Raw genomic sequence first — 26073 nt, forward strand, 5'->3', positions numbered from 1 at the left:
CGCGGCTCTTCGCCACCTTCAGGGCTAATCCACACATGCGTCTTCCCACGTTCCGTCAGCGCTTTTCTCCACATTGCATTGCATGCAGCTTATTGATGGCCAGCGCTGCGTCTTGTCTGGTGATCAGCAACAGCGCCTTCGCGGCGTCGGTATCCCAGCGTTACGCCATTGCCGCCGGCCCGCTGGATAGTGCCTTGAGCCAGTTCGCCTCTGCCGCCAATGTGATTCTGTCGTTCTCGCCGCAGCAGACCAGCCGCTTGCGCAGTGCCGGGTTGAACGGCGATTTCAGCGTCGACCAGGGTTTTGCCCGATTGCTGCAAGGCTCGGGTTTACAGGCAGTGCCACAAGCTCCTGGCAGTTACATTCTGAAGAACGTGCCTAACGGTGACGCCCTGGAACTGGCGCCGACCAACATCAATGCGCAGTTGGGCAATCCAATGCATCTGGATTACGCCGCCGACGTCGGCTACAAGGCACAAAACAGCCGGATCGGTACGAAAACCAGTACGCCGCTGTCGCAAACACCGCGTTCGGTGTCAGTGGTGACCGGTCAGCGGATCAAGGATCAGAAATCCCAGACACTCACCGACGTCCTCGGCTACGTGCCGGGAATCTTCGCCCCACCGTTCGCCGCCGGTGACAGCCTGGCTGGAGACCTGTTTTATATCCGTGGTTTCAACGCCACCGATTACGGCTACGGTCTGCTGCGCGATGGACTGCGCGTGCAGGGCAATCGCTATGACACCAGCACCGAGCCGTACGGACTTGAACGGGTCGAGGTGTTCCGTGGCCCGTCTTCGCTGCTGTATGGCGAAAATGCGCCAGGCGGTCTGGTCAATCTGGTCAGCAAACGCCCGACCGCCGCGCCTCAGGGCGAAGTGCAACTGGGCTATGGCTCGAACAATCGCCGGCAAATCGGCGTAGATGTCTCCGGCCCGCTCAATGACAACGGCAACGTTCTCGGACGCGTGGTGATGCAGGGGCGCAAATCCGATACCCAGACCGAGCACGTTCCTGACGACCGGATTTATATCGCCCCTTCGCTGACCCTGAACTTCGACGATTTCAATACGCTGACGCTGCTGGCCAACTACCAGAAAGACCACACCAACATGGAGCTTGGCCTGCCGGCCGCCGGCACGTTGCTGAGTAATCCCAACGGCCAATTATCCAAAGACACAATGCTCGGCGACCCGGACTGGAATACCTTCGAACGGGAAACCTGGAGCAGCGGTTACGAGTTCAGCCACTCGTTCAACGACGACTGGCAGTTCCGCCAGAACTCGCGCTACATGCAGTCGCGCATCACCCGCCACGAAACCTGGCCGGGCAATCTGAACAACGCCGGTTTCGGCACGCGGTTGAACGTGACCGCTTACGATCGCTTCAACAAATCCATGGTGTATTCGCTGGATAACCAGCTCGAAGGCAAGTTCGAGGCGGGCGAGCTGGAAAACACCGTGCTGTTTGGCGTCAGCTACGATCGCACCTCGTTCAACCAGGACTGGAATGCCGGCGTTGTCGGGCCGATCGATGTGTATAACCCGGTTTACCTGCGCGATCCGACCACGCCAATTGCCGTGCAGAACACTTTGCTCGAGCAGCAGATGAAGGGTGTTTATGCACAGATTCAGAGCAAGTACGACCACTGGCTGTTCCTGCTGGGCGGGCGCCAGGACTGGGTCGACAGTGACTTCCGCGACAAGGTGGCGCGAGGCAGCAACATCAGCTCCGAGGACAAGAAGTTCACCTATCAGGGCGGCGTGATGTATGAGTTCGACAACGGCATGACGCCGTATGTCAGCTATTCAACAGCGTTCGTGCCGGTGCAGCAGATTTCCAATGCCGGCGCACCGCTTGATCCGATCACCAGCAGCCAGTACGAAGTGGGTTTGAAGTACGAACCGATGGGCTGGGACACCGCTTTCACCGCTTCGGTGTATGACCTGCGCAAGAAGGACGACACCTATTTCGACGCAACGACGTCAACCTATCGCCAGGTGGGCGAAAGCCGCGCCAAAGGGGTGGAGCTGGAACTCAACAGTAATTTGACGCAGAACCTCAATGTCACGGCGGCTTATACCTACACCGACGCAAAAATTACCAAGGATTCGGCGACGTCGCTGGTCAAGGGCCACCAAATGACCGGCGTGCCGCGTAATCAAGCGTCGGCCTGGGCGAAATATCGCTTCCTCGACGGTGATTTGAAAGGCTTGTATGTGGCCGGTGGCGTGCGTTATTTCGACAGTGCGTTTGCCTACACTTCGCCTTCTCTCTACGGAAAACTGGATGCCGGCGACGTGACATTGGTCGACGCGGCTGTTGGATATCAGATCGATACACACTGGAGTGTCGATTTGAACGCGAAGAACCTGTTCGATAAGGAATACGTTTCGGGATGCAACGACGCAGGTCGCTGTTACTGGGGCGAGGATCGTACTTTGCTCGGTACGGTGTCCTATAACTGGTGAACAAAAAAGGGGCTGTGGATGAATTATCCACAGCCCCTTTCTTTATTTGCCGATGCAGAAGCTGGAGAAAATCCTTCCGAGCAAATCATCAGAGCTGAACGCCCCGGTAATTTCACCCAGGGAATGTTGAGCCTGGCGCAAATCCTCAGCGAGCAACTCCCCAGCGCCCGCCAGGGTCAGTTGCGCGCGGCCATGTTCCAATGCCGCGCTGGCGTGGCGCAGTGCCTCCAGATGCCGGCGACGTGCGCTGAAGCTGCTCTCCGAGGTCTGCTCGTAACCCATGCACGCCTTTAGATGATCACGCAGCAGGTCGAGGCCTTCAGCGGACTTGGCGCTGAGACTGATGGTCACGTGGCCGTCGTCACTGGTTTCCAGAGCAATCGCTTCACCGGTCAGATCGGACTTGTTACGGATCAGGGTGACTTTCGCAGGGTCCGGTCGTGATTCGAGGAATTCTGGCCACAAAGCAAAAGGATCCAGTGCTTCTGGTGCGGTCGCATCGACCACCAGCAAAACCCGATCCGCTTCACCAATGGCTTTCAACGCCCGTTCCACACCGATCTTTTCCACATGATCATCGGTGTCACGCAGTCCTGCAGTATCGACCACATGCAACGGCATCCCGTCGATGTGGATATGTTCGCGCAGGATATCCCGCGTAGTACCGGCAATCTCGGTGACGATGGCGGCTTCGCGACCGGCCAATGCATTCAACAGGCTGGATTTTCCGGCATTCGGCCGCCCAGCGATGACGACTGTCATACCATCACGCAACAATGCGCCCTGCCCCGCTTCACGCAGCACTGTGGATAACTCATCGCGTACCTTATCGAGCATGCCCAATACATGACCGTCGGCGAGAAAGTCGATTTCCTCTTCCGGGAAGTCGATGGCGGCTTCGACGTAGATACGCAGACCGATCAGTTGCTCGGTCAAGTTATGCACACGCTGGGAAAACGCACCTTGTAATGAACGCAATGCATTGCGCGCAGCCTGTGCAGAACTGGCTTCGATCAAATCGGCGATTGCCTCGGCCTGGGCCAGATCGAGTTTGTCATTAAGGAAGGCGCGCTCGCTGAATTCACCTGGACGGGCCAGACGGCAGCCCAGTTCCAGACAACGCTTGAGCAACATGTCCAGAACGATCGGGCCGCCATGGCCCTGCAATTCCAAGACGTCTTCGCCGGTAAACGAGTTCGGACCCGGAAAATACAAAGCCAGACCTTCGTCCAGCACCTGCTGGTCGTCACTGAAAAACGGCCCGTAATGGGCGTAACGTGGTTTCAGTTCTCGGCCGCTGATGGCTATTGCCGCAACGCTGGCCAACGGCCCGGAAATACGGACGATGCCCACACCGCCGCGCCCTTGAGCGGTGGCGACAGCGGCGATGGTTTCACGGGGTGTGCTCATAAAGCGGCATCCAGACAAAAGTGGCAGATAGCAAAACGCCCCACTAGGGGGCGCTTTGAGTGGTGTTATCCACAGTGCAAGTTACGCCTCGGCTTTTTTCGTCGCCGCTTCGATCTTACGCGTGATGTACCACTGTTGTGCAATCGACAGGCAGTTGTTCACAACCCAGTACAGCACCAGGCCCGCCGGGAACCACAGGAAGAAGAAGGTGAAGATGATTGGCATCATTTTCATGACCTTCGCCTGCATCGGATCCGGAGGCGTCGGGTTCAGCTGCTGCTGGATGAACATGGTTGCGCCCATGATGATCGGCAGAATGAAGAACGGATCCTTGATCGACAGGTCAGTGATCCACAGCATGAACGGCGCCTGGCGCATTTCCACGCTTTCCAGCAGAACCCAGTACAGCGACAGGAAGACCGGCATCTGCACGAGGATCGGCAAGCAGCCGCCCAGTGGATTGATCTTCTCTTTCTTGTACAGCTCCATCATGGCCTGCGACATTTTCTGCCGGTCATCGCCATGTTGCTCTTTCAGCGCAGCCAGTTTCGGAGCCACGGCACGCATGCGCGCCATCGATTTGTAGCTGGCGGCCGACAGCGGGAAGAAAATCCCTTTGATCAGCATGGTCAGGAAGATGATCGACCATCCCCAGTTACCGACAATGGCGTGGATATGTTGCAGCAGCCAGAAGATCGGCTGGGCAATGAACCACAGAATGCCGTAGTCGACGGTCAGTTCCAGACCTGGGGACAACTCTTTCAGTACAGCCTGACTCTTCGGACCGGCGTACAGCACAGCACTGGTTTCAACTTTCGCACCCGGAGCAGCGGTCAGAGTCGGACCGGTGTAACCAATGATGTAGTTGCCTTTGCTGTCTTTACGGGTCTGGACGATGTTGTTTTCGCCCTTGGCCGGAATCCACGCGGTCACGAAGTAGTGCTGCAACCAGGCTACCCAACCACCGGTGACCGTTTCCTTGAGCTGCGCCTTGTCCATGTCCTTCATCGACACTTTCTTGTACGGCTCGGAACTTGTCCACAGGGCGGCGCCCAGGTAAGTCGCGGTGCCAGTAGCAGTGGTCGACGAAGGATCAGCGCTGGCGTCGCGCTTCAACTGGGCAAACATTGCGCCGTTCCAGGGCTGAGCGCTCTGGTTATCCACAATGTAGGAGACAGCGACGTCGTACAGCCCACGTTTCATGGTGAAACGCTTGATGTAGTTGACGCCGTCCTTGCTGAATTTCAGGTCAACGACGAGTTGATCCTGACCGTCAGCCAGTTGGTAAACCTTCTTCTCCGAGGAATAAACCGGACGACCGGCCGGGTTTGCATCCGGGCCGTTGGTACCGATCAGACCGCTTTGCGCCAGATATACACGTTCGCCGCCGTTATCGAACAGCTGGAACGGAACGTCAGGACGATCCTGACGACGTGGATACAAAGGCAGAGTCAGTTGCGCAACGTCGCCACCCTGTGGATCGATCGCCAGATCGAGCACATCGGTCTTGACCTGAATCAGATCCTTGCTGGCGGCGACCGGCGTTTCGGCAGGTGCGCTGGTATCGCTGGCGGCGCGCGGAATATCGTCACTGGCAGCATTTGTGCCAGTGGCGGTGTCCGGCAAACCGGATGTAGTCGTACTGGAAGCAACATTCTGAGTCGGCAGGGCAGCCTGGCCATAATCCTGGTTCCATTTAAGAACCATGACGTAGGACACGATTGCCAGGGCGACGATCAGGATCGTGCGTTTGATATCCATGATTACTCGGCCATCGAAGAAGAACGGGAGGTAGGGACAGGTGGAACCGGGTCATAACCACCGGGATTCCACGGATGACAGCGACCTAAACGACGAAAGGTCAGCCAGCCACCGCGCAGAAGGCCATGATTTTCAATGGCTTCATACGCGTAGCAGGAACAACTGGGGTAGAAGCGACAGTGGCTGGCCATTAAAGGACTAATGGCATAGCGATAAAACTGGATCGGAACGAGGGCCAGTTTACGCATCGGTACTGTCTACCCCTACAGTTTCGGTTTTGACTGCCGGAACGGGCTTGTTGCGTGCCAGACGCTTCCAGAGTTTGCCGAAATGCTGAATCAATTCGGGGTTTTCTACATCACCCAAACCTTTGCGCGCGACGATAACGATGTCCCAGCCGACCAGTGAATCCTGGTGCAGACGGAACGATTCGCGCATCAGACGTTTGAGGCGATTGCGCTCAACGGAGAGCTTTACGCTCTTTTTCCCGATAACCAGCCCGAGACGGGGGTGATCAAGATCGTTGTTGCGCGCAAGGAGCAGGAGATTTTTCCCCGGAACCTTGCCGGTAGGGGAGTCAAAGACTGCCTTGAAATGCCGGGGGGTAAGCAGACGCTTTTCCCGACTGAAGTCCTGACTCACCTCCAGTACCGGATTATCAAACTGCCAGACGCGCACGACCTTTGGCGCGACGACGCGACAGGACTGCGCGGCCGTTCTTGGTAGCCATGCGAGCACGGAAACCGTGGGTACGAGCGCGTTTGATAGTGCTTGGTTGGAAAGTACGTTTCATGTCGTGTTACCTGGTTCGTCCACAACGGGCCGGAATGGCCCCCGTTTTAAGAGACCGGGGATTCTAGAGAAAGCAAGCCTTCAGGTCAATTTCCAACCAGCGTTTCCTTATAAATAGATCAGGGCAGGGTTTGAGCTCGAAAGCCTGTCAGCCAGATATAGAAATAAAGAAGGGAATTATTTAAAGCTTTTCTGTAAAGCTTGTAAAAGCTAGACACGCCATCTTCTGTGGATAACTGCCATGGGGCCTTATTCTTCGGGGTGTACAGAGAATGACAACTACAGTGGAAAACCGTGTTCAGCCTGTGCTGCGCTATCGGAAAAGCTGTGTGTGAAAGGGCTTGTTATCCACAGGCTGGTTATCCACCGGGTTTAGCCCCCAGTTGTCCAGTGCCCTCAGAGGTGTTTATCCACAGGGCTTATTCATGTGCCGTTGGTCGCCTTTTAATGCTTTAACGCATTGATAAATGATGGAGATGGACCTACCTGCATGTGGATAAGTGAACCGCTCGCCGCTACAATGGCCGCTTGTTTTTGCCTCACCGGCTTTCAACTTAGGGGATATCCGTGTCAGTGGAACTTTGGCAGCAGTGCGTGGAGCTTTTGCGCGAAGAGCTGCCTGCCCAACAATTCAACACCTGGATCCGTCCACTACAGGTCGAAGCCGAAGGCGACGAGTTGCGCGTCTACGCACCGAATCGATTCGTGCTGGACTGGGTCAACGAAAAGTACCTGGGCCGCGTCCTTGAATTGCTGGATGAGCACGGCAATGGCTCGACACCGGCGCTGTCCTTGTTAATAGGCAGCAAGCGCAGCTCGGCACCTCGTGCCGCACCCAATGCGCCGCTGGCGGCCGCGCAAGTTGCTCAGGCGCAGGCCAATAATGTGCCAGCGAGCAATCCGGCACCGACGCCAGCCCCTGCTCCGGCCAAACGTTCCACACAGAAGGCCGCTGAAGTCAGCGAAGAACCTTCCCGCGACAGCTTCGACCCGATGGCCGGCGCCGCTTCGCAGCAGGCCCCGGTTCGCGCGGAGCAGCGCACCGTGCAGGTAGAAGGTGCGCTCAAGCACACCAGTTACCTGAATCGCACGTTCACCTTCGAAAACTTCGTTGAAGGTAAATCCAACCAGCTCGCCCGTGCGGCGGCCTGGCAGGTGGCGGACAATCCCAAGCACGGTTACAACCCGCTGTTCCTTTATGGTGGTGTCGGCCTGGGTAAAACCCACTTGATGCACGCGGTGGGCAACCATCTATTAAAGAAGAATCCGAATGCCAAGGTCGTGTACCTGCATTCCGAGCGCTTCGTGGCCGACATGGTCAAGGCGTTGCAACTGAACGCCATCAACGAATTCAAGCGTTTCTACCGTTCGGTGGATGCCTTGCTGATCGACGATATTCAGTTCTTCGCCCGCAAGGAGCGTTCCCAGGAAGAGTTTTTCCACACCTTCAACGCGCTGCTTGAGGGTGGTCAGCAGGTCATTCTCACCAGTGACCGCTACCCGAAAGAAATCGAAGGCCTTGAAGAACGCCTCAAATCCCGCTTCGGCTGGGGCCTGACCGTTGCGGTCGAGCCTCCTGAGCTGGAAACCCGCGTGGCGATCCTGATGAAGAAGGCCGATCAGGCCAAAGTCGAGTTGCCTCACGATGCCGCATTCTTCATTGCCCAGCGCATTCGCTCCAACGTCCGTGAGCTGGAAGGTGCGCTGAAACGCGTAATCGCCCACTCGCACTTCATGGGCCGCGACATCACCATCGAGCTGATCCGCGAATCCCTCAAAGACTTGCTGGCGTTGCAGGACAAACTTGTTTCTGTGGATAACATTCAGCGCACCGTCGCCGAGTATTACAAGATCAAGATTTCCGACCTGCTGTCCAAGCGCCGTTCGCGCTCGGTGGCTCGTCCGCGTCAGGTGGCCATGGCGTTGTCCAAGGAACTGACCAACCACAGCCTGCCGGAAATCGGCGATGTGTTTGGCGGCCGCGACCACACCACCGTGCTGCACGCCTGCCGCAAGATCAACGAACTTAAGGAATCCGACGCGGACATCCGCGAGGACTACAAGAACCTGCTGCGTACACTGACCACTTGATGAACACCAGCGCAGCTTATTAAGGCAAGGGACTAGACCATGCATTTCACCATTCAACGCGAAGCCCTGTTGAAACCCCTGCAACTGGTCGCAGGCGTCGTCGAGCGCCGACAGACCTTGCCGGTACTGTCCAACGTGCTGTTGGTCGTCGAAGGCCAGCAACTGTCGCTGACCGGTACCGACCTGGAAGTCGAGCTGGTCGGTCGTGTGCAACTCGAAGAGCCGGCCGAAACCGGTTCCATCACCGTGCCGGCGCGCAAGCTGATGGATATCTGCAAAAGCCTGCCCAACGATGCGCTGATCGACATCAAGGTCGACGAGCAGAAGCTGGTGGTAAAGGCCGGCCGTAGCCGCTTCACCCTGTCGACCCTGCCGGCCAACGATTTCCCGACCGTCGAAGAAGGCCCGGGCTCGCTGACCTGCAGCCTGGAGCAAAGCAAACTGCGTCGTCTGATCGAACGCACCAGCTTCGCCATGGCCCAGCAGGACGTGCGTTACTACCTCAACGGCATGCTGCTGGAAGTTTCCGCTGGTGTGATCCGCGCCGTGGCCACCGACGGACACCGTCTGGCGATGTGCTCGATGCAGGCCGATATCGGTCAGCCGGATCGCCATCAGGTGATCGTGCCGCGCAAAGGTATCCTCGAGCTGGCGCGTCTGCTCACCGAGCCGGATGGCAATGTCAGCATCGTCCTCGGCCAGCACCACATCCGCGCCACCACTGGCGAGTTCACTTTCACCTCGAAACTGGTCGACGGTAAATTCCCGGATTACGAGCGCGTCCTGCCGAAAGGTGGTGACAAGCTGGTACTCGGCGATCGTCAGGCGTTGCGTGAAGCGTTCAGCCGTACCGCGATTCTGTCCAACGAGAAGTACCGCGGTATCCGTCTGCAACTGGCCAGCGGTCAGTTGAAGATCCAGGCCAACAACCCGGAGCAGGAAGAAGCGGAAGAAGAAGTGGGCGTTGAATACAACGGCGGCTCGCTGGAGATCGGCTTCAACGTCAGCTACCTGCTCGACGTGCTGGGCGTGATGACCACCGAGCAGGTTCGCCTGATCCTGTCCGACTCCAACAGCAGTGCGCTGGTGCAAGAGTCCGACAATGACGATTCGGCTTACGTTGTCATGCCGATGCGTCTGTAATCAGCTGATCCTGAATGTCGTTAAGTCGTGTTTCGGTCACCGCGGTGCGCAATCTGCACCCGGTGACCTTCTCCCCCTCCCCCCGCATCAACATTCTTTACGGCGCCAACGGCAGCGGCAAAACCAGTGTTCTGGAAGCCATTCATCTGCTGGGGCTTGCCCGTTCGTTTCGCAGTACGCGGCTGTTGCCTGTCATTCAGTACGAACAGCTCGCCTGTACCGTATTCGGTCAGGTTGAACTGGCTGAAGGCGGACACAGTGCGCTGGGGATTTCCCGCGACCGTCAGGGCGAGTTCCAGATTCGCATCGACGGCCAGAACGCCCGTAGCGCTGCGCAGCTGGCGGAGATCCTGCCGCTGCAGTTGATCAACCCGGACAGCTTCCGTCTGCTGGAAGGCGCACCGAAGATTCGCCGGCAGTTTCTCGACTGGGGCGTGTTCCACGTCGAACCGCGTTTCATGGCCACTTGGCAGCGTTTGCAGAAGGCGCTGCGCCAGAGAAACTCCTGGCTGCGGCATGGTACACTTGACGCCGTTTCGCAAGCGGTTTGGGACAGGGAACTGTGCCAGGCCAGCGCTGAAATCGATGAATACCGCCGCGCTTACATCACAGCCTTGAAACCGGTCTTCGAACAGACCTTGAGCGAACTGGTTGAGCTCGAGGGTTTGACGCTCAGCTATTACCGAGGCTGGGACAAGGACCGCGAATTGAGCGCCGTACTCGCCGCTTCCGTACAACGGGACCAGCAGATGGGGCACACTCAGGCCGGACCGCAACGAGCTGATTTGCGTCTCAGATTGGGCGCACACAATGCCGCGGACATTTTGTCCCGGGGTCAGCAGAAGTTGGTGGTGTGTGCACTGCGGATTGCCCAAGGGCACCTGGTCAGCCAGGCCCGTCGCGGACAGTGTATTTATCTGGTGGATGATTTGCCGTCCGAGCTGGACGAGAGCCACCGCCGCGCGCTGTGCCGCTTGCTGGAAGACTTACGCTGCCAGGTGTTTATCACCTGTGTAGATCACGAATTACTGAGGGAAGGCTGGCAGACGGAAACGCCAGTCGCTTTGTTCCACGTGGAACAGGGCCGTATCACCCAGACCCACGACCATCGGGAGTGAAGGCATTGAGCGAAGAAAATACGTACGACTCAACGAGCATTAAAGTGCTGAAAGGCCTGGATGCCGTACGCAAACGTCCCGGTATGTACATTGGTGACACCGACGATGGCAGCGGTCTGCACCACATGGTGTTCGAGGTGGTCGACAACTCGATCGACGAAGCCCTCGCCGGCCATTGCGACGACATCAGCATCATCATTCACCCGGACGAATCCATCACCGTTAAAGACAACGGTCGTGGCATCCCGGTAGACGTGCATAAAGAGGAAGGCGTTTCCGCCGCAGAGGTCATCATGACCGTCCTCCACGCTGGCGGTAAGTTCGACGACAACTCCTACAAAGTATCCGGCGGTCTGCATGGCGTAGGTGTGTCGGTGGTGAACGCGCTGTCCGAAGAACTGGTCCTTACCGTTCGCCGCAGTGGCAAGATCTGGGAACAGACCTACGTCCACGGCGTTCCTCAGGCACCGATGGCCATCGTTGGCGACAGCGAAACCACCGGTACCCAGATCCACTTCAAGGCTTCCAGCGAAACCTTCAAGAACATTCACTTCAGCTGGGACATCCTCGCCAAGCGCATTCGTGAACTGTCCTTCCTCAACTCCGGTGTCGGCATCGTCCTCAAGGACGAGCGCAGCGGCAAGGAAGAGCTGTTCAAGTACGAAGGCGGCCTGCGTGCGTTCGTTGAATACCTGAACACCAACAAGACTGCGGTCAATCAGGTGTTCCACTTCAACATCCAGCGTGAAGACGGCATCGGCGTGGAAATCGCGCTGCAGTGGAACGACAGCTTCAACGAGAACCTGTTGTGCTTCACCAACAACATTCCGCAGCGCGACGGCGGCACCCACTTGGTGGGCTTCCGCTCGGCGCTGACGCGTAACCTGAACAACTACATCGAGCAGGAAGGTCTGGCGAAGAAGCACAAAGTCGCCACCACCGGTGACGATGCCCGTGAAGGCCTGACCGCAATCATCTCGGTGAAGGTGCCTGATCCGAAGTTCAGCTCGCAGACCAAAGACAAGCTGGTGTCTTCCGAGGTGAAGACTGCGGTGGAACAGGAGATGGGCAAATACTTCTCCGACTTCCTCCTGGAAAACCCGAACGAAGCCAAACTGGTGGTCGGCAAGATGATCGACGCCGCCCGTGCCCGTGAAGCCGCGCGCAAGGCCCGTGAGATGACCCGCCGCAAAGGCGCGCTGGACATCGCCGGTCTGCCGGGCAAGCTCGCCGACTGCCAGGAAAAAGACCCGGCGCTGTCCGAACTGTACCTGGTGGAGGGTGACTCCGCGGGCGGTTCTGCGAAGCAGGGACGTAACCGCAAGACCCAGGCGATCCTGCCGTTGAAGGGCAAGATCCTCAACGTCGAGAAAGCCCGTTTCGACAAGATGATCTCGTCCCAGGAAGTGGGCACGCTGATCACCGCGCTGGGCTGTGGCATCGGTCGCGAAGAGTACAACATCGACAAGCTGCGCTATCACAACATCATCATCATGACCGATGCTGACGTCGACGGTTCGCACATCCGTACCCTGCTGCTGACCTTCTTCTTCCGTCAGTTGCCCGAGCTGATCGAGCGTGGCTACATCTACATCGCCCAGCCACCGCTGTACAAAGTCAAAAAAGGCAAGCAAGAGCAATACATCAAAGACGACGACGCCATGGAAGAGTACATGACGCAGTCGGCCCTGGAAGATGCAAGCCTGCACCTGAACGAAGAAGCCCCGGGCATTTCCGGCGAAGCGCTGGAACGTCTGGTGAACGACTTCCGCATGGTGATGAAGACCCTCAAGCGTCTGTCGCGTCTGTACCCTCAGGAGCTGACCGAGCACTTCATCTATCTGCCGGCCGTCAGTCTGGAAACCCTGGGCGACCACGCGGCGATGCAAGAGTGGCTGGCGCAGTATGAAGTCCGTCTGCGTACCAACGAGAAGTCGGGTCTGGTCTACAAGGCCAGCCTGCGTGAGGATCGCGAACGTGGCGTCTGGCTGCCAGAGGTCGAACTGATCTCCCACGGTCTGTCGAACTACGTCACCTTCAACCGCGACTTCTTCGGCAGCAACGACTACAAAACCGTGGTCACCCTGGGCGCGCAACTGAGCACCCTGCTCGATGAAGGCGCGTACATCCAGCGTGGCGAGCGCAAGAAAGCCGTTACCGAGTTCAAGGAAGCCCTCGACTGGCTGATGGCCGAAAGCACCAAGCGCCACACCATCCAGCGCTACAAAGGTCTGGGCGAAATGAACCCGGATCAGCTGTGGGAAACCACCATGGACCCAAGCGTGCGGCGCATGCTGAAAGTCACCATCGAAGACGCCATCGGTGCAGACCAGATCTTCAACACCCTGATGGGTGATGCGGTCGAACCTCGCCGAGATTTCATCGAGAGCAACGCACTGGCGGTTTCCAACCTGGACTTCTGATCCTGTTTGCTACCCGCTCATGGAAAACCCCGGCCAATGCCGGGGTTTTTTTGTTGCCTCACTCATTCCCAGTGCCGACACTCTCCAACCGATACCCATACCCATAAATTGTCAGCAACTGCCAACCCCGATCCGCTGTCAGCCCGAGCTTGTTGCGCAATCGGTAGATATGCGTATCCAGTGGCCGCGAGGAAGTTGTCTCCTCGTTCGGCCAGAAGCGCTCGTACAAGTAATCCCGCGACAATGGCCGCCCCAGGTTGCTGAACAGGCAGCGCGCCAAGCGGTATTCGCGTTCGGTCATGAGGATCGGTTTGCCTTCACGGGTGACGGTCAGTTCGGCGTCGTCGAAAGTCAGATCGTGAAACGTCTGTATTTCGCCCGCCGCGCTGCGCGGTTGGCTATGCCGACGCAATACCGCTGCCACCCTCGCCTTCAACTCATTGGGGCGAAACGGCTTGCTGACATAATCGTCAGCCCCGGCATTCAAGGCTTGAACGATATCGCTCTCGCCATCGCGGCTGGTGAGCATGATTGCAGCGGGTGGCGCGTCCATGTGTTCGCGGGTCCAGCGCAGCAGTGCCAGACCCGTGAGATCAGGAAGTTGCCAATCGAGAATCAACAGGTCGAAGGTTTCCCGGCGCAGCTGGCGCAACAAGTCTTCGCCGCGCTCGAAGCTGTGCAGTGACCACGGCTGCTCGCCCGCTTCGGCCATTTGCTCCAGGGTTTGCTCGACCCGGCGCAGTTCGGCGGGTTCGTCGTCCAGAATGGCAACGCGCATCGGCGGTGTTCCTTGTCGCTGGGGCTGGGATGTCGACAATAGCGACTCCCCGGCCGCGATGAAAGAAGCAGCCCGTCGGTGGTCGACGTCCGCTATGATTCTTCGGGTCTACGCCTCCGACCCGAGACCTATGAAACCCTATCCACTGCCCTGCCCTTTGCCTCATGCGTAACCCTCAACGCCGACGTGAAAGTCGTGAGCCGAGCCAGGTCCAGCGTCTGTTCCGGCGGCTGGTGCGCGAGTGGTTGTGGATAAGTCTAGTGCTGTTGCCGCTGACTGCCTTGTTGTCTTATCGCGCCCAGATCAATCTGCACAATCCGTCGCCAGCGCCCGGCGCTCTGTTGTCCGTGGCGATGGTCGCGGGTGTGCTGGGATTATTGCTGTGGCGGCCGCGTTGGGCGCTTTGGGTAACCTTGGCCGGTATGGCCTGTGCGCTGATCGCCAGCGCCCTGCTGGCCGAAGTCCGCTACTGGTGGTCGCCAACGCCAGCAGCCCTGGGGATGTTGTTCGGTTACCTGATCTGGAACTGGCGACGCTTGAGTGTTGTGCTGACGTATTTCGGCTGGGAGCTGGCACGTCTGGACAGCGAACCGAAAGTCTTCCCTGAACGTCGGCGGACCCGCTTCACCGGTGCCGACCGTTTGCAGGGCCAGATCATGGCGCTCGAACAAGCCATGAGCCGCACCCGCGACACCCGGCGCTTCATTGCCGATGGCCTGGAATACCTGCCGGTGGCGACGCTGATCAGTGATCCGCAGGGCAAGATCCTGCTGGGTAATCGCAAAGCTCGAGAGTTGTTCGAGGTTCCGCTGGTGGGCGATGACGTACTCGATCAACTGGCACGGCTCGGCTATCCGGAATTATCCACAGCGCCGCGGCCGCCGCTGGCCACCCTGCCGCTGCTGGAATTTCGCGATCACAAGGAACGCAGTCTGCGCCTGGAAAGAGCGGCGCTGCTGCCGGTCGACGGCGATACGCCGATCGGTTGGCTGCTCAGCCTGACGGACTTGAGTGCCGAGCGTGCGGCTGAGGAGCAGCGCGGCGTCCTGCTGCGTTTTCTTTCCCACGACCTGCGAGCCCCCCATTCGGCGATCCTCGCCCTGCTGGATGTGCATCGTCATCAGGCGGGTGCTGATGCGCCGCTGTTCGAGCAGATTGAGCGTCAGGTGCGCCGCGCGCTGGATCTGACTGATGGTTTTGTCTTGTTGGCGCGCGCTGAATCCGAAACCTACCAGTTCCGCCCGACATTGTTCGCCATGCTGGTACTGGACGTGCTGGATCAGGCCCTGCCGATCGCCCAGCAGAAACGCATCGAGCTACTCAACGAGGTCGATGAGCAATGCCAGGAGCGGCTGATTCTGGCCGATCAGGGATTGCTGACGCGCGCCCTGTTCAACCTGCTGGAAAACGCGATCAAGTACAGCCCCGCAGACAGCACTGTGCAACTGCAGGTCAGCTGTGATGGACAGTGGCTGCGCTGCGAATTGACCGATCAGGGCAAGGGCATTGCCGCCGATGAATTGCCTGACCTGTTCAGCCAGTATCGGCGTTTCTCTTCGGCCCAAGGCATCGACGGCGTGGGCTTGGGTTTGTCGATGGTCAAAGCCGTGATTGATCATCATGGCGGTACGATTGAGTGTCGTAGCGTGGTCGATGCGGGAACCACTTTCCTTATCGAGTTGCCGCTGCTTGCTGAATGAAAAAGGGGCACAAAAAAACCGGCTATAACGGCCGGTTTTTTTACATCCGAATAAAACTTATGCACGGATTTTGTTCAATTCATAAATTTATAAATATCTATGAAAATCAATAAGTTAGAGAACAATTGCGGTCTTTTTTAGCAAAAGCGTACACAGGTTATCCACAAAATTCAGACAGCCAGCTGGTCACTCGCTGCCGGTGCCTGTGGCGCCGGTGGCAGCGAGCCCATTTCACGCTGGGTTTTCTCGTTCCACGCCTGCACACGGTCATTCAGATCAGCGATGGCGCGCGGCCCGCTGCCTTCGGCATACATCGGTTCGCCGATGACCACGGTGATCACTCCGGCCTGTTTGCCCCAGCCGATTTTTGGCCAGAATTTGCCGGCATTGTGTGCAATCGGCAGCACCGGAAGCGCCGCATTCACCGCCAATGCGCTGCCACTGCGAGAGAATTTTCCGACAGTGCCGTAGGGGACTCGTGTGCCTTCGGGAAAGATCAGCACCCAGACGTTGTCCTTGAGCAGCTCGTCGCCTTTAGCCGCGACTTGTTTGAGCGCGGCCTTCGGGTTGTCGCGGTCGATGGCGATCGGGCGCAGCATTGCCATGGCCCAGCCGAAGAACGGCACGTAGAGCAATTCGCGCTTGAGCACTTGGCTCAATGGCGAGAAATAAGCGGAGAGAAAGAAGGTCTCCCAAGTGCTCTGATGGTTCGATTGAATCACGCAGGGCCGGTCAGGCACGTTTTCCGCGCCTTTGATTTCGTAGCGGATGCCAAGGAAAACCTTGGTCAGCCACAGGGCGCAACGGCACCAGTAAACGTTGATGAAACGATAGCGCGCCTTGAAGGACAGAAACGGCGCGATGAAAAAGCTCAGACTGCACCACAGCAACGCTGTTGTGCCCAGCAGCAGGTAAAAAACAAAGATTCTGAAGGCCCGCAGTATCGACATGGCGACGGTTACCGTTACGGGGCAATGCCCCGACTGTTCAAGCGCACTCCCGAGCAATCCCTGGCCAGGAAATTCAGAAGTACTCTAGTTGTGGATAAGTTCTGCGGCAATCGCCGCCAGATCGTCAAAAATCAGGGTGCCAACCGGCAGGGTTTTACCCTGAGTCTTTTCGCCTTTCCCGGTCTTCACCAAAACTGGCTGTGAATCGACGGCTTTGGCGGCCTCCAGGTCACCAAGGCTGTCGCCGACGAACCAGACGTTGGTCAACGGCACCGTGTAATGCTCGGCAATGGTTTTGAGCATTCCCGGTTTCGGTTTGCGGCAATCGCAACCTTCATCCGGGCCATGCGGGCAATACACGATCAAACCGACTTCACCGCCCTGCTCCGCGACCAGCTCGCGCAGGCGCGCGTGCATGGCCTCGAGGGTGGCGAGGTCGTAATAGCCGCGAGCAATGCCCGACTGGTTGGTGGCCACCGCCACCGTCCAGCCGGCCTTGCTCAACTGCGCGATCGCTTCGATCGAGCCGGGCAGCGGGATCCACTCCTCCACTGACTTGATGTAGGCATCGGAGTCGTAATTGATCACGCCGTCACGATCGAGAATCAGCAGTTTCAACAGCAATCCCTCAACCCAGCAGCGAAATGTCGGCAACACCGAGGAACAGGCCACGCAGACGCGCCAGCAGCGCGTAGCGGTTAGCTCGCACATTGGCGTCGTCGGCATTGACCATCACCGCGTCGAAGAACGCGTCGACCGGCTCGCGCAGTGCCGCCAGGCGTGCCAGCGATTCGTTGTACTGACGCGCTGCGGCCATTGGCTGCACGGCCTGATCCGCTTGCTGGATCGCCGAGTACAGCGAGAACTCGTTGGCGTTGTCGAAATACTTGGCTTCGACCACGGTCGGTACCGAGCCTTCGACTTTGCTCAACAGGTTCGACACGCGCTTGTTCACCGCCGCCAGCGCTGCCGCTTCCGGCAGTTTGCGGAAGGCCTGCACCGCCTGCACACGCTGATCGAAGTCCAGCGCCGAGCCCGGCTTGAGGGCACGGACCGACAGGTAAGTGGCGACGTCGACGCCTTCGTCTTCATAACGCGCACGCAGGCGGTCGAAGATGAAGTCCAGCACGGCATCGTTGAGGCCGGCAGCCTTGACCTTGCCGCCGAATGCATTCACCGCGAAAGCCACGGCGTCGTTCAGGTCCAGGTCCAGTTGTTTCTCGATCAGGATACGCAGCACGCCCAGTGCCGCACGGCGCAGGGCATACGGGTCTTTGCTGCCGGTAGGCAGCATGCCGATACCGAAGATGCCGACCAGAGTGTCGAGCTTGTCGGCGATCGCCACGGCTGCACCGGTCAGGGTCGCTGGCAATTCGGCACCGGCACCGCGTGGCATGTACTGCTCGTTCAGCGCCAGCGCGACGTCCTGCGGCTCGCCGTCATTGAGGGCGTAGTAGTAACCGGCGACACCTTGCATCTCCGGGAACTCGCCAACCATTTCGGTGGCCAGGTCGCACTTCGACAGCAGGCCCGCGCGGGCAGCCCACGAGGCGTTGCCGCCGATACGTGCGGCGATGTACGCGGCCAGTTTGGAAACGCGCTCGGCCTTGTCGTAGACGCTGCCGAGTTTTTCCTGGAACACCACGTTTTGCAGGCGCAGGTTGAAGTCTTCGAGTTTGTGCTTCTTGTCCTGCTTGAAGAAGAACTCGGCGTCGGTCAGGCGTGGGCGCACCACTTTCTCGTTACCGGCGATGATCTGCTGCGGGTCTTTGCTTTCGATGTTGGCCACGGTAATGAAACGTGGCAGCAACTTGCCGTCGGCATCCAGCAGGCAGAAATACTTCTGGTTGTCCTGCATGGTGGTGATCAGCGCTTCCTGCGGCACGTCGAGGAAGCGTTCTTCGAACGAGCACACCAGCGGCACCGGCCATTCAACCAGCGCAGTCACTTCGTCGAGCAGTGCCGGCGGCACGATCGCCGTGCCTTCCTGACGGGTGGCCAGCTCTTCGGTGCGCTTGCTGATGATCTCGCGACGCTCGTTGGCATCGGCCAATACGTAAGCGGCACGCAAGTCGGCGAGGTAGCTCGATGGCGAACCGATGCGCACGCTCTCCGGATGATGGAAACGGTGACCACGGGATTCACGGCCAGCCTTCTGCGCGAGGATCGTGCAATCGATGACCTGGTCACCGAGCAGCATCACCAGCCACTGGGTCGGACGCACGAATTCTTCCTTGCGCGCACCCCAACGCATGCGTTTCGGGATCGGCAGGTCGTTCAGCGAATCTTCGACGATGGTCGGCAGCAGGCTCGCGGTCGGCTTGCCGGCGATGTTCTGGCTATAACGCAGTTTCGGACCGCTCTGGTCGATTTCGCTCAGCTCGACGCCGCACTTCTTGGCAAAGCCCAGGGCGGCCTGAGTCGGATTGCCGTCAGCGTCGAACGCGGCCTGACGTGGCGGGCCATCGAGGTTGATGCTGCGATCCGGCTGCTGAGTGGCCAGCGCAGTGATCAGCACAGCCAGACGACGTGGCGCGGCATAAACGGTTTTGCTTTCGTAGCTCAGGCCAGCGGCTTGCAGGCCCTTGTCGATACCGGCGAGGAACGCATCAGCCAAAGTGTTCAGGGCTTTGGGTGGCAGTTCTTCGGTGCCCAGTTCAACCAGAAAATCTTGCGCACTCATTGTGCAGCCTCCAGCTTGGCCAGTACTTCGTCACGCAGGTCCGGGGTCGCCATCGGGAAGCCCAGCTTGGCGCGGGCCAGCAGGTAGGCTTGCGCAACGGAACGCGCCAGGGTGCGTACGCGCAGAATGTATTGCTGACGCGCAGTCACCGAGATCGCCCGGCGCGCATCCAGCAGGTTGAAGGTGTGCGACGCCTTCAGCACCATTTCGTAGCTCGGCAACGGCAGCGGCTGGTCGAGTTCGATCAGGCGCTTGGCTTCGCTTTCATAGAAGTCGAACAGCTCGAACAGTTTGTCGACGTTGGCGTGTTCGAAGTTGTAAGTGGACTGCTCCACTTCGTTCTGGTGGAACACATCGCCGTAGGTGACTTTGCCGAACGGGCCGTCAGCCCAGACCAGGTCGTAGACCGAATCGACGCCTTGCAGGTACATCGCCAGGCGCTCGAGACCGTAGGTGATCTCGCCGGTCACCGGGTAGCACTCGATGCCGCCCGCTTGCTGGAAGTAGGTGAACTGGGTGACTTCCATGCCATTGAGCCAGACTTCCCAGCCCAGACCCCAGGCGCCGAGGGTCGGCGATTCCCAGTTGTCTTCGACGAAGCGGATGTCGTGCACCAGCGGGTCGAGGCCGACATGCTTGAGCGAGCCCAGGTACAGTTCCTGGAAGTTGTCCGGGTTCGGCTTCAGGACTACCTGGAACTGGTAGTAGTGCTGCAGACGGTTCGGGTTTTCGCCGTAACGGCCGTCAGTCGGACGGCGGCTTGGCTGCACGTACGCGGCGTTCCAGGTTTCCGGGCCGATGGCGCGCAGGAAGGTCGCGGTGTGGAAAGTGCCGGCGCCTACTTCCATATCGTAGGGCTGAAGTACCACACAACCTTGCTCGGCCCAGTATTGCTGGAGCGCGAGGATCAAGTCTTGGAAGGTACGCACGGCTGGCGTAGGCTGGCTCACGAAATTCACCTGTTTCTTGGGCTGCGATTTAAAGAGCGGGAGTATACCCGATTCGTTGCTGCGCACGCCCCCTGGAGCCTTATGCCACGCTGCTTTTGGTGTACCGAAGATCCGTTGTACATGGCTTATCACGATCAGGAGTGGGGCACGCCGCTGCGCGATGCGCAGGGTTTGTTCGAGTTGCTTTTGCTCGAAGGGTTCCAGGCCGGGTTGTCGTGGATCACTGTGCTGCGCAAACGCGAGCGTTACCGTCAGGTGCTGTTCGGCTTCGATGTGCAGCGCGTGGCGCAGATGAGTGACGCCGAAATCGACGAACTGATGCTCGACCCGGGCATCATCCGCAATCGCCTGAAACTCAACGCCGCCCGGCGCAATGCCCAGGCGTGGCTGGCGCTGGAGGATCCGGTGGCGTTGCTCTGGTCATTCGTGGGCGACCAACCGATCATCAATCATTTCAAGGATCGCAGCGAAGTCCCGGCGATCACCCCCGAAGCGCTGGCGATGAGCAAGGCGCTGAAAAAAGCCGGCTTCACCTTCGTCGGTCCGACCATTTGCTACGCGCTGATGCAGGCCTCGGGCATGGTCATGGACCACACCCAGGATTGCGACCGCTACGCGCAGCTCGCCAACGCCGGTTAGAATGCCCGCCTCGCGCACAGCACAAAGATCAGGAGTGACCTGTGGAAAAGTTTAAAGGCGCCTTGCTGGTAGGCGCTCTGCGGCTGTTTGCCCTGCTGCCATGGCGGGCCGTGCAGGCCGTGGGTTCGGTGATCGGCTGGATCATGTGGAAAACCCCCAATCGTTCCCGCGACGTGGTGCGGATCAACCTGTCCAAGTGTTTTCCGCAGATGGATGCGGCCGAACGTGAGCGTCTGGTCGGACAGAGTTTGAAGGACATCGGCAAGTCGCTGACCGAAAGCGCCTGCGCGTGGATCTGGCCGGCGCAGCGCTCGATCGATCTGGTTCGCGAAGTCGAAGGCCTCGATGTGTTGAAAGACGCGCTCGCTTCGGGCAAAGGCGTGGTCGGCATCACCAGCCACCTCGGCAACTGGGAAGTGCTCAACCACTTCTATTGCAGCCAGTGCAAACCGATCATTTTCTATCGTCCGCCGAAGCTCAAGGCAGTGGATGAATTGCTGCGCAAACAGCGCGTGCAGCTGGGCAACAAGGTCGCGGCGTCGACCAAGGAAGGCATTCTCAGCGTCATCAAGGAAGTGCGCAAGGGTGGTGCCGTGGGCATTCCCGCCGACCCGGAACCGGCCGAATCCGCCGGGATTTTCGTGCCGTTCTTCGCAACTCAGGCGCTGACCAGCAAATTCGTGCCGAACATGTTGGCCGGCGGCAAAGCGGTCGGTGTGTTCCTGCACGCCCTGCGCCTGCCTGACGGCTCGGGCTACAAAGTCATTCTCGAAGCCGCGCCCGAAGCGATGTACAGCACCGATACCGCAGAGTCCTGCGCGGCGATGAGCAAGGTAGTGGAACGTTATGTTGCGGCGTATCCGAGCCAGTACATGTGGAGCATGAAACGCTTCAAGAAGCGTCCGCCGGGCGAGGCGCGCTGGTACTGAGCAACTTCGATGGGGTGACGGTTGATGCAGACGGGCTCGCCTTGCTCAATCGGTAGCTCAAGGCGCCTGCCGCTCAAGCTTTTTCAGGAATACCGTCATCTCCTTCTCGGCCTGTTTGTCACCCTGGGCGCGGGCCGCTTCCAGGCCTTGTTCCCAGGCCTGACGCGCAGCGGCGTGATCGCCTAGCGCCAGCTGCGCCTTGCCCAGCAGCTTCCACGCTGCCGAGTATTTCGGATCGAAAGCGACACAACGCTGAAAATGCTCGGCAGCCTTGGCGTTTTCACCCAAGTCCAGATAACCCTTGCCCAGACCGAAGCGCAACAGCGCGTTATCCACACCCTTGGCGAGCATTTTTTCCAGGGATTCGAGCATTGGCGGATTCCTTTCTATTGTTCGTCAGAGAACCTGCGAGTCTGTCAAACCGCTTTCGCGAGCAGGCTCGCTCCCACATTTGGAATGCATTCCACTGTGGGAGCGAGCCTGCTCGCGAAGGGGCCATCACGGGCAACGTTGTCTTCAGGTCAGAAAAAGCTCAACCCCACATGAAACAGCTTCTCCACATCGCGAATATGCTTTTTATCCACAAGGAACAGAATCACATGGTCACCCGCTTCGATCACCGTGTCGTCGTGGGCGATGATCACGTTCTCGTTGCGGATCACCGCGCCGATGGTGGTGCCTGGTGGCAGGCCGATCTTCTCGATCGGTTTGCCGATGACCTTGCTCGATTTCGCATCACCGTGGGCAATCGCCTCGATCGCTTCCGCCGCGCCGCGCCGCAGTGAGTGCACGCTGACGATATCGCCACGGCGCACGTGGGCGAGCAAGGTGCCGATGGTCGCCAGTTGCGGGCTGATGGCGATATCAATGTCGCCGCCCTGGATCAGGTCGACGTAGGCCGGGTTGTTGATGATCGTCATGACCTTCTTCGCCCCCAGCCGTTTCGCCAGCAGCGACGACATGATGTTGGCTTCGTCATCGTTGGTCAGGGCGAGGAAGATATCGGCGTCGGCGATGTTCTCTTCCAGCAGCAGATCGCGGTCCGAGGCACTGCCCTGCAACACTACAGTGCTGTCGAGGGTATCGGAGAGGTAGCGGCAGCGCGCCGGGCTCATCTCGATGATCTTCACCTGATAGCGGCTTTCGATGGCCTCGGCCAGGCGCTCGCCGATCTGCCCGCCCCCGGCGATAACGATGCGTTTGTAGGTTTCGTCGAGGCGACGCATTTCGCTCATCACCGCGCGAATGTCCTCACGGGCAGCGATGAAGAACACCTCGTCATCGGCCTCGATCACCGTGTCGCCCTGCGGCAAAATCGGCCGGTCACGGCGGAAGATCGCCGCTACGCGGGTTTCGACATTCGGCATGTGCTCGCGCAACTGGCGCAGTTGCTGGCCGACCAAAGGCCCGCCGTAATAGGCGCGCACCGCCACCAGTTGCGCCGCGCCTTCGGCGAAGTCGATCACCTGCAAGGCGCCGGGATGCTGGATCAGGCGCTTGATGTAGTTGGTCACGACCTGCTCGGGACTGATCAGCACGTCGACCGGAATCGCTTCGTTCTGGAACAGCTGTTCCTCGCGATTGAGGTACGACGCTTCGCGCACGCGAGCGATCTTGGTCGGCGTGTGGAACAGCGTGTGCGCGACCTGGCAGGCAACCATGTTGGTTTCGTCGCTGTTGGTCACCGCTACCAGCATGTCGGCGTCGTCGGCACCGGCCTGACGCAGCACCGACGGCAGCGAGCCCCGGCCCTGCACGGTGCGGATGTCGAGGCGGTCGCCGAGGTCGCGCAGGCGCTCGCCATCGGTGTCGACCACAGTGATGTCGTTGGCCTCGCTGGCCAAATGTTCGGCCAGCGAACCGCCGACCTGTCCCGCACCGAGGATGATGATTTTCATCCAGTCACTCCATGAATCCGTTTAGCCGCGCGCGGCGGCGATCTTGATCAGCTTGGCGTAGTAAAACCCGTCATGCCCGCCCTGCTGGGCCAACAACTGGCGGCCGTGGGGCTGCTTGATGCCGGCCGCTGTGGCCAGATCCAGTTCACGGGCGCCGGGGGTGCGCTCGAGGAATGCGGCGATGACTTCGGTGTTCTCGGTCGGCAGCGTCGAGCACGTGGCGTAGAGCAGGATGCCGCCGACTTCGAGGGTTTTCCACATGGCGTCGAGCAGTTCGCCTTGCAGTTGCGCGAGCGCGACGATGTCGTCGGGCTGGCGGGTCAGCTTGATGTCCGGATGACGGCGGATCACCCCGGTGGCCGAGCATGGCGCGTCGAGGAGGATGCGCTGGAACGGTTTGCCGTCCCACCATTTGTCGATATCGCGACCGTCGGCGGCGATCAGTTCAGCGTTGAGGCCGAGGCGCTCGAGGTTTTCCTTCACCCGCACCAGACGCTTGGCCTCCAGATCCACCGCCACCACCCCGGCCAACGCCGGTTCGGCTTCAAGGATGTGGCAGGTCTTGCCGCCAGGGGCGCAACAGGCGTCGAGTACGCGCTGGCCCGGGGCCAGATCGAGCAGGTCGGCGGCCAGTTGCGCGGCTTCGTCCTGCACGCTGATCCAGCCTTCGGCGAAACCCGGCAGGCTGCGCACGTCGGCAGCGGCTTCGAGGACGATGCCGTCGCGGCTGTAAACGCACGGTGTCGCGGCGATCCCGGTTTCGCCCAGCAACGCAAGATAAGCATCGCGGCTGTGATGACGGCGGTTGACCCGCAGGATCATTGGCGGATGCGCGTTGTTCGCTGCGCAGATCGCTTCCCACTGCTCGGGCCAAAATGCCTTCAGGGATTTTTGCAGCCAGCGCGGGTGGGCCGTGCGCACCACCGGGTCGCGTTCCAGTTCGGCGAAGATCGTCTCGCTTTCGCGCTGGGCATTGCGCAGCACGGCGTTGAGCAGGCCTTTGGCCCAAGGCTTTTTCAGCTTGTCGGCACAACCGACGGTTTCGCCGATCGCGGCATGGGCCGGTACCCGGGTGTATAGCAGTTGATACAGACCGACCAGCAGCAACGCCTCGACATCAGCGTCAGCGGCTTTAAACGGTTTCTGCAGGAGTTTTTCCGCCAATGCCGACAGGCGTGGCTGCCAGCGTGCGGTGCCGAAGGCCAGATCCTGAGTGAAACCGCGATCACGATCCTCGACCTTGTCCAGTTGCGTCGGCAGGGAGCTGTTCAGCGAAGCCTTGCCGCTGAGGACGGCGGCGAGCGCCTTGGCGGCGGCCAGACGCGGGTTCATTGCGCTTCCACCGCAGCGCCGAGGACGCTGCCGACGGCGAATTTCTCGCGGCGGCTGTTGAACAGGTCGCTGAAGTTCAGCGCCTTGCCGCCAGGCAATTGCAGGCGGGTCAGGCACAGCGCTTGTGCACCACAGGCGACGATCAGCCCGTCTTTGCTGGCGCTGAGGATTTCACCCGGGGCGCCAGTGCCTTCGGCCACGGTCGCGGCCAGCACTTTCAACGCTTCGCCATTGAGCGTGCTGTGGGTGATCGGCCACGGATTGAAGGCGCGGACCAGACGTTCCAGCTCCACTGCCGGACGGCTCCAGTCGATGCGTGCTTCGTCTTTGTTCAGTTTGTGCGCGTAAGTGGCGAGCTCGTCGTTCTGCACCTCACCTTGCAGGGTGCCGGCAGCCAGACCGGCAATCGCCTGCACCACAGCGGGCGGCCCCATCTCGGCGAGGCGATCATGCAGGGTGCCGCCGGTATCTTCAGCGCTGATCGCAGTGACGACCTTGAGCAGCATCGGCCCGGTATCCAGCCCGGCCTCCATGCGCATCACCGTTACACCGCTTTCGGCGTCGCCGTGCTCAACCGCGCGCTGGATCGGCGCCGCACCGCGCCAGCGCGGCAGCAGCGACGCATGGCTGTTGATGCAACCCAGACGCGGAATATCCAGCACCGCTTGCGGCAGGATCAAACCGTAGGCGACCACCACCATCAAGTCCGGCTTCAGCGCGGCCAGCTCCGCCTGGGCCTCGGCATTGCGCAACGTCGGCGGCTGCAACACCTGGATATTATTTTCCAGGGCGAGTTGTTTGACCGGGCTTGGCATCAGTTTTTGCCCACGGCCGGCCGGGCGATCCGGCTGGGTGTAGACCGCAACGATCTCGTACGGGCTGCTCAGCAGGGCCTTGAGGTGTTCAGCGGCGAATTCCGGGGTACCGGCAAAAACAATGCGCAGTGGCTCAGTCATGAAAGGCGTCTCATAAAAGAAAAAGGCTTGCCGCAGCAAGCCTTTGAAG

22 protein-coding genes are annotated in these 26073 nt (G+C 59.5%); 8 read left to right on the forward strand and 14 right to left on the reverse strand.

Annotated elements, in window-relative coordinates:
* The first annotated feature begins 35 nt into the window (after nt 1–35).
* On the forward strand, nt 36–2471 hold the full coding sequence (locus AB4N41_RS08895) for a TonB-dependent siderophore receptor (protein ID WP_252877170.1): 2436 nt from the start codon (nt 36–38) through the stop codon (nt 2469–2471).
* Between the two features lie 42 nt (nt 2472–2513).
* Here AB4N41_RS08895 and mnmE read toward each other — a convergent pair whose 3' ends face one another.
* The 5 genes from mnmE to rpmH all read right to left on the reverse strand — a co-directional run bounded on the left by mnmE (nt 2514) and on the right by rpmH (nt 6435).
* A complete protein-coding gene (gene mnmE, locus AB4N41_RS08900) occupies nt 2514–3881 on the reverse strand; it encodes a tRNA uridine-5-carboxymethylaminomethyl(34) synthesis GTPase MnmE (RefSeq protein WP_252877171.1) in 1368 nt (455 codons plus the stop codon).
* 81 nt (nt 3882–3962) lie between these two features.
* Nucleotides 3963–5642, reverse strand: coding sequence for a membrane protein insertase YidC (gene yidC / locus AB4N41_RS08905; RefSeq protein WP_041476523.1), 1680 nt, complete (start codon nt 5640–5642; stop codon nt 3963–3965).
* A gap of 2 nt (nt 5643–5644) precedes the next feature.
* A complete protein-coding gene (yidD, locus tag AB4N41_RS08910) occupies nt 5645–5890 on the reverse strand; it encodes a membrane protein insertion efficiency factor YidD (protein WP_027901580.1) in 246 nt (81 codons plus the stop codon).
* Nucleotides 5883–6284, reverse strand: coding sequence for a ribonuclease P protein component (gene rnpA / locus AB4N41_RS08915; protein WP_024014946.1), 402 nt, complete (start codon nt 6282–6284; stop codon nt 5883–5885). The genes yidD and rnpA overlap by 8 nt, the downstream gene beginning before the upstream one ends.
* 16 nt (nt 6285–6300) lie before the next feature.
* Complete coding sequence (gene rpmH, locus AB4N41_RS08920) at nt 6301–6435, reverse strand: 50S ribosomal protein L34 (protein ID WP_003213577.1); 135 nt, start codon at nt 6433–6435, stop codon at nt 6301–6303.
* Between the two features lie 566 nt (nt 6436–7001).
* Between rpmH and dnaA the strand changes: the two genes are divergently transcribed.
* From dnaA to gyrB, 4 genes are read left to right on the forward strand one after another with little or no spacing between them, the layout of a single operon-like run.
* Entirely contained in the window at nt 7002–8525 is a 1524-nt protein-coding gene (gene dnaA, locus AB4N41_RS08925; protein WP_024014947.1) for a chromosomal replication initiator protein DnaA, read from the forward strand.
* A 39-nt stretch (nt 8526–8564) separates the two neighbouring features.
* Nucleotides 8565–9668 (forward strand): DNA polymerase III subunit beta, encoded by a 1104-nt coding sequence (dnaN, locus tag AB4N41_RS08930; protein WP_016772390.1) that lies wholly within the window; start codon nt 8565–8567, stop codon nt 9666–9668.
* A gap of 14 nt (nt 9669–9682) precedes the next feature.
* A complete protein-coding gene (gene recF / locus AB4N41_RS08935) occupies nt 9683–10786 on the forward strand; it encodes a DNA replication/repair protein RecF (protein WP_056791117.1) in 1104 nt (367 codons plus the stop codon).
* A gap of 5 nt (nt 10787–10791) precedes the next feature.
* Nucleotides 10792–13209 carry a DNA topoisomerase (ATP-hydrolyzing) subunit B gene (gene gyrB, locus AB4N41_RS08940; protein WP_024014948.1) on the forward strand — a complete coding sequence of 806 codons (2418 nt, stop codon included), beginning with the start codon at nt 10792–10794 and terminating at the stop codon, nt 13207–13209.
* A gap of 58 nt (nt 13210–13267) precedes the next feature.
* Here gyrB and AB4N41_RS08945 read toward each other — a convergent pair whose 3' ends face one another.
* Nucleotides 13268–13987, reverse strand: coding sequence for a response regulator transcription factor (locus AB4N41_RS08945; RefSeq protein ID WP_073470814.1), 720 nt, complete (start codon nt 13985–13987; stop codon nt 13268–13270).
* A 164-nt stretch (nt 13988–14151) separates the two neighbouring features.
* Between AB4N41_RS08945 and AB4N41_RS08950 the strand changes: the two genes are divergently transcribed.
* Entirely contained in the window at nt 14152–15687 is a 1536-nt protein-coding gene (locus AB4N41_RS08950) for a sensor histidine kinase (protein WP_252877172.1), read from the forward strand.
* Between the two features lie 170 nt (nt 15688–15857).
* On the opposite strand, the gene AB4N41_RS08955 is transcribed toward AB4N41_RS08950, so the two are convergent.
* The 4 genes from AB4N41_RS08955 to glyQ form a co-directional block, all read right to left on the reverse strand.
* Nucleotides 15858–16637, reverse strand: a complete 780-nt coding sequence (locus tag AB4N41_RS08955) for a lysophospholipid acyltransferase family protein (protein ID WP_041476517.1) — start codon at nt 16635–16637, stop codon at nt 15858–15860.
* 84 nt (nt 16638–16721) lie between these two features.
* Nucleotides 16722–17261, reverse strand: a complete 540-nt coding sequence (gene gmhB / locus AB4N41_RS08960) for a D-glycero-beta-D-manno-heptose 1,7-bisphosphate 7-phosphatase (protein ID WP_164488352.1) — start codon at nt 17259–17261, stop codon at nt 16722–16724.
* A gap of 4 nt (nt 17262–17265) precedes the next feature.
* Nucleotides 17266–19320 (reverse strand): glycine--tRNA ligase subunit beta, encoded by a 2055-nt coding sequence (gene glyS, locus AB4N41_RS08965; protein WP_252877173.1) that lies wholly within the window; start codon nt 19318–19320, stop codon nt 17266–17268.
* On the reverse strand, nt 19317–20270 hold the full coding sequence (glyQ, locus tag AB4N41_RS08970; RefSeq protein WP_003187265.1) for a glycine--tRNA ligase subunit alpha: 954 nt from the start codon (nt 20268–20270) through the stop codon (nt 19317–19319). The genes glyS and glyQ overlap by 4 nt, the downstream gene beginning before the upstream one ends.
* 81 nt (nt 20271–20351) lie before the next feature.
* Here glyQ and AB4N41_RS08975 point away from each other — a divergent pair, with 81 nt between their 5' ends.
* Both AB4N41_RS08975 and AB4N41_RS08980 read left to right on the forward strand, forming a co-directional pair.
* Nucleotides 20352–20909, forward strand: coding sequence for a DNA-3-methyladenine glycosylase I (locus tag AB4N41_RS08975; RefSeq protein ID WP_056791133.1), 558 nt, complete (start codon nt 20352–20354; stop codon nt 20907–20909).
* 41 nt (nt 20910–20950) lie between these two features.
* Complete coding sequence (locus AB4N41_RS08980) at nt 20951–21838, forward strand: lysophospholipid acyltransferase (protein ID WP_056791136.1); 888 nt, start codon at nt 20951–20953, stop codon at nt 21836–21838.
* Nucleotides 21839–21895: 57 nt separating this feature from the next.
* Here AB4N41_RS08980 and AB4N41_RS08985 read toward each other — a convergent pair whose 3' ends face one another.
* The 4 genes from AB4N41_RS08985 to fmt form a co-directional block, all read right to left on the reverse strand.
* Nucleotides 21896–22210, reverse strand: a complete 315-nt coding sequence (locus AB4N41_RS08985; RefSeq protein ID WP_252868526.1) for a tetratricopeptide repeat protein — start codon at nt 22208–22210, stop codon at nt 21896–21898.
* A 149-nt stretch (nt 22211–22359) separates the two neighbouring features.
* Nucleotides 22360–23736 carry a Trk system potassium transporter TrkA gene (gene trkA, locus AB4N41_RS08990; RefSeq protein WP_041476512.1) on the reverse strand — a complete coding sequence of 459 codons (1377 nt, stop codon included), beginning with the start codon at nt 23734–23736 and terminating at the stop codon, nt 22360–22362.
* A gap of 21 nt (nt 23737–23757) precedes the next feature.
* Nucleotides 23758–25068: a 16S rRNA (cytosine(967)-C(5))-methyltransferase RsmB gene (gene rsmB, locus AB4N41_RS08995; RefSeq protein ID WP_252877174.1), complete on the reverse strand. Its 1311-nt coding sequence runs from the start codon at nt 25066–25068 to the stop codon at nt 23758–23760.
* Nucleotides 25065–26024, reverse strand: a complete 960-nt coding sequence (gene fmt, locus AB4N41_RS09000; RefSeq protein WP_252877175.1) for a methionyl-tRNA formyltransferase — start codon at nt 26022–26024, stop codon at nt 25065–25067. The genes rsmB and fmt overlap by 4 nt, the downstream gene beginning before the upstream one ends.
* Nucleotides 26025–26073 lie beyond the last annotated feature (49 nt).

The organism is Pseudomonas sp. S2_A10, assembly GCF_054668465.1.